The following is a 4,975-nucleotide window of genomic DNA, read 5'->3' as shown; positions in this document are numbered from 1 at the left end:
CTGAACAGCGTGATCCGGCATGCAGCCAAGAAACGGAAGGTGTTCCCGACTGACGACTCGGTGAAAAAGGTGGTGTGGCTGGCAATCCAGGCGGCATCACAAAAATGGACGATGCCGCTGAGGGACTAGCGTATGGCTATGAGCCGCTTTATTATCGAGTTCGGTGATCGTCTGGACGGTCACTACTGAGAAAAGACATTTACACAGAATCGTGTACAGGGTCCAACGGTTGCGTATTGCGTCTGTTACCTTCGCTGCTCATCACCAATGCCGAGTTAGATATTTTCCTCGATAAATTCGAAAGTGCATTGCTGAGCGCTGGCGTCAAGCCTGTTTAACCGGAGTGAGCCATCAAATGTCTAATATAAAACCTATTCTGTCAGGTTCGGCGCAAAGCATCGCCGCCTATCAGGACGCTATCGAGCAGAGCACTCAGGCTGTTGTGGCGTGGTTACAGCAGCCCGAGATGTATCAAGGCAAGACCGTTGAGCAACTGCGTGAACGTATTCATTTGTCCTTCACGTCTCAGGGGCTGGGCAACCAGGCCGCCATTGAACGTGCCGTTGAATACTTTCTTAAAGACAGTTTGTCCGTGCATCACGCGCAATGTGTTGCCCATTTACATTGCCCGAGTTTGGTGATCAGTCAGGCAGCAGAAGTGCTGATTAACGCCACCAACCAAAGCATGGATTCCTAGGATCAGAGCCCTTCAGCGACCATCATTGAGATGAAGCTGATCGAATGGTTACGCCAGCAAGTAGGTTACACTGCGGGTGACGCTGGCGTATTCACTAGCGGCGGTACTCAAAGCAACCTGATGGGATTGATGTTGGCGCGGGATGCTTTTTTTGCGCGTCAGGGGCATTCCGTTCAGCAGCACGGTTTAACCGGCGATCTGAGTAAAATCAAAGTACTGTGTTCCGAAAATGCCCATTTCTCCGTGCAGAAAAACATGGCACTAATGGGACTGGGATATCAATCCGTTACGCTGGTAAAAACGGATGCGTTTTCGCGCATGGATCTCAGCGACTTGGCCGCAAAATTGGCACAGGCCGACGCCAATGGCGAGCAAGTGCTGGCCATTGTTGCAACAGCTGGAACCACCGATGCCGGTGCCATTGACCCCTTAGTCGAGATTGCGGCTATGGCTGCCGAACGGAACATCTGGCTCCATGTTGACGCAGCATGGGGCGGTGCGCTGTTGCTTTCTGAGAAATATCGCCATTATCTGGATGGTCTTGAGTTAGCGGATTCCGTCACATTGGATTTCCACAAGCAATTCTTCCAGACCATCAGCTGCGGCGCATTTTTGCTGAAAGATGCCCGTCATTATGAGTTGATGCGCTATCAGGCGGCTTACCTCAATTCAGGCTTTGATGAAGAGCAGGGCGTGCCTAATCTGGTGTCGAAATCGCTGCAAACTACGCGCCGTTTTGATGCGCTGAAATTGTGGATGGGCCTTGAAGCATTGGGTAAAAAACAGTACGCCGAAATCATTGATAATGGCGTAACGCTGGCACAACAGGTTGCACAGTTTGTGTCCGAGCAGCCGCATCTTGAGTTGGTGATGCAACCGCAACTGGCCAGCGTTCTGTTCCGTTTCCGCCCGGAGTCTGACGATGTGGCAACTGTCGCTTTGCTGAATCAACGCATTGGTGACGCACTGCTCGCTTCTGGCAGCGCAAATGTGGGTGTTACCGAGGCTGACGGAGTGACTTGCCTGAAACTGACCTTGCTGAATCCTACCGTTTGCCTAGCAGACGTTAAAATCTTGCTGGAAAGTGTGAAAGCGTGCGCGATGCAGTTACTAAAAGCGTAGCGATCTGAAAATAAAAGCCGACAGCATTTCTGTTGTCGGCTTTTTTACGCTCACAATATATCAGAAACTATACTGTATCCCGATCCGATAGCGTGTTTGTCGATGATTCCCTTTGTCTACCGCGGGGACATTACCGATAGCAAGGTAAGGGCGACAATTTTTATCCCATTGATAGCTCAATTTAAAATCATGGCTAAACGCATATTTCTTGTTTTCTGACGGGTTGGCTTTTTGCTCGTTGGAATTTTGATAATCCAGCTCATATTCAAACGTATAGTCATTAAGAAACTTATACGCCATCGTCGACGTTAAATTATAACCTTTTTCGGATGTTTGTTTCTGTGTTCCGATATTTTTACTGATTCGTTTATAATAAGGGCGATAGGTCAGCGATACGGAGAAATCGTCGGTAATATTTGCCTTGCCGCGCAGATAAGGGCGATAGCTATTGTAGTCGGCAGTCGACTCCAACGAAAACCCAGGTTCCAAAGAGAGGGTCTTGTTAACATCATACGTATAGCTGGCGACCACCTCCGTACCGCTACTGACACGTTCGCTGAACGGGCTTTTTTCTGATTTATCATTGGCATGCTGAGCCCAGCGCGCTTCTGCTGATAGCCCAAAACCTTGCTCAAAAAGCGTGGAAAACTTAAAGCTATCATTGTGCTCTCCGTTTGATGAATCTTTAAATTCATGCTGATAATCAATGGCAGTAGCATGTACGTTGAGTGTGAACAATGAAGCCATTGCCAACGTAACTAACTTTAATTTCATTATATCTCTCCAAGAAAAATAACATTAACGTCAACAACTCCGCAGACAAAAGCAATCCTAATGTAATGCACCAAGATATTGGAGCAGAAATTCAATATTAAAAATCGTTACATTTATGACTCGGCTAAGAATATAGTAGAATCCACACTGATAAAATAAACCGATAGGCAATAAACGTGCAGGAAGAGAGTTTTTCCAATCTATGAAAAAATGATGGCTTATTTACTATTAACTTAACGGAGAATTTAATCTGATTTCTGATGAACGCGCTAATTTTTCCGAACGAGATTGAATAAATCAGAAAATTAATGAATCTAATACTCACCGTGGAGTAGGGAGGATTGAAACGATCCTATCAACCGCAAGCGAAAGCGTTGAGAATAGAATGGTTCTGATTTCGTTAACAAAATAGGCGTTATACTTATCATGCTACGTTATGATGCGGCGTTATAAAAAGCGTCGATGCGCCAACTACTTATGAGATCTTTTATGAAGACTGTCTCTCCCGCTATTTTGGTTAAAGCCACACTGTGTCTATGCTTTTCCAGCATAGCATTAGCCGCCCCAAATGTAACACGAACAGTTAATGAAGCCATTGAGCCTTTACTCAAAGAACAGGATATTCCTGGTATGGCTGTGGCCGTGTTGGTGCATGGCAAACCTTACTTCTTTAATTATGGTTTGGTAGATCTTAAGACCGCCCGACCGATCACAAAAAACACGCTATTTGAGCTAGGGTCAGTGAGTAAAACCTTTAATGGTGTACTTGGCGGTGTGGCGGTAGAGAAGGGTGAGATCTCGCTAAACGACCCCGCCCCTAAACATTGGCCAGCCTTGAATACGCCACAGTGGCAACATATCACTCTGTTGCAATTGGCAACTTACACAGCAGGCGGTCTGCCATTAAAGTTCCCGACGAGGTGACAACCTCCGATGGTTTGCTACAGTTCTATCTGGGCTGGCAACCGCAATGGGAACCGGGTGAAATGCGGCAATACGCGAATGCCAGCATCGGCCTGTTTGGCGCATTAGCTGCAAAAAACAGTGGGATGACCTATGAGCAGGCAATGCAACAACGTGTATTGAGTCCGCTGAAACTCACGCATACCTATATAACAGTACCTGACTCTGCCATGAAAGATTATGCGTGGGGATACAGAAATGGACAGCCGGTGCGGGTTTCTTCCGGTGCCTTAGATGCAGAAGCCTATGGTGTAAAATCAACGTCTGAGGATATGCTAGCGTGGATGCAGGCCAATATGAATCCTGAACAGGTCACCGATCGCATACTGCAAAAAGGGCTTAATATTGCGCAGACACGCTACTACCGAAATGATGCACTTTATCAAGGGCTAGGCTGGGAAATGCTTGATTGGCCAGGGCAGGCGGATAAGGTAATCTCCGGCAGCGATAACACCGTAGCATTAAGTCCGCAAAAAGTGATAGATAATCAGCCTCATCCACCTGTGACTGCCTCTTGGGTTCATAAAACCGGTGCTACTGGCGGTTTCGGTGCTTATGTTGCATTCATTCCTGAAAAGCAGGTTGGGATCGTGATGTTGGCTAACAAAAATTATCCCAACACAATGCGAGTCAAAGCAGCGATGCAAATTCTCACTGCATTGCAATAGACAACCATTATCCACTTACGCACTAGCGATGAACCTTCATGAGGTTCATCGTTTATCAAATGCATTTCTTAGCATCCACAGAACTTCATGAACTAACAGAAAATGTGCTTCTCATGAGCATTTTCTGACAGCTTACTTTACTTCAGTTTATAAACCATTTCCCATCGTAATCGTATAACCAAGCACATCAAGCTTTAGGGGTTATCTGATTGTTTTCTTGAACAAATCATGAATTTCTGTAACATTTAGATACGTTAATACGTAATCGGAACTGATGTCTCTGATGGCGGTAGCGTTGCCAAGGCTGAATGGGTTTACCTGAGGGGGATCGGTCGGGTAAGAAGGGTAATGGGGTATATCTGTTAAGATTGAAATCTATGTTGGTAGAGCGGCGTGGAGAGCAGTCGAAAAAGCATAAGAAGCACGTTGGTTCAGTTTGCGAGGCCTATAAAGGCTTTCTAACCCTCAGTATTCGTATGACCATGCTTTCAGTATGCATGATTTTCTCTTATAGGAATAAATCATGGATGAAGTAACAACTAAACTTGCCAAAGATCTGAGGATCGTCTTATCTGATAATGGCGATTATTTGGCAGATGCAGGTGTTCCGTTCTTTGGTATGTTTCGAGCCTGTACATAAATTTGTGTAATTGCCTGATTTTGATATGTTCAATCCAACATCAAAAGCAGGTTACTTTATGGACGAAAAACAGTTGCAGGCTCTGGCTAATGCACTGGCCAAAAATCTCAA

1 protein-coding gene and 4 pseudogenes are annotated in these 4,975 nt (G+C 45.8%); 4 read left to right on the top strand and 1 reads right to left on the bottom strand.

Annotated features, from left to right (window positions below):
• The 3 pseudogenes from ACTBDZ_RS15110 to ACTBDZ_RS15100 form a co-directional block, all read left to right on the top strand.
• A pseudogene (locus ACTBDZ_RS15110) lies at positions 1-129 on the top strand (IS256 family transposase); the annotation flags it as partial.
• Positions 130-218: 89 nt separating this feature from the next.
• A pseudogene (locus ACTBDZ_RS15105) lies at positions 219-338 on the top strand (hypothetical protein); the annotation flags it as partial.
• A 17-nt stretch (positions 339-355) separates the two neighbouring features.
• Positions 356-1,819 (top strand): annotated as a pseudogene (locus ACTBDZ_RS15100) (pyridoxal phosphate-dependent decarboxylase family protein).
• Positions 1,820-1,879: 60 nt separating this feature from the next.
• Here ACTBDZ_RS15100 and ACTBDZ_RS15095 read toward each other — a convergent pair.
• A complete protein-coding gene (locus ACTBDZ_RS15095) occupies positions 1,880-2,593 on the bottom strand; it encodes an oligogalacturonate-specific porin KdgM family protein (protein ID WP_438815924.1) in 714 nt (237 codons plus the stop codon).
• 513 nt (positions 2,594-3,106) lie between these two features.
• On the opposite strand from ACTBDZ_RS15095, the pseudogene ampC reads away from it, so the two are divergent.
• Positions 3,107-4,224: pseudogene (ampC, locus tag ACTBDZ_RS15090) on the top strand (class C beta-lactamase).
• Positions 4,225-4,975: the final 751 nt, after the last annotated feature.

The sequence above is a fragment of the Symbiopectobacterium sp. genome (assembly GCF_051710365.1).
GTDB lineage: Bacteria > Pseudomonadota > Gammaproteobacteria > Enterobacterales > Enterobacteriaceae > Symbiopectobacterium.
Note: the sequence above shows the minus strand (reverse complement) of the source record. Positions and strands in the feature narration are given on the sequence as shown.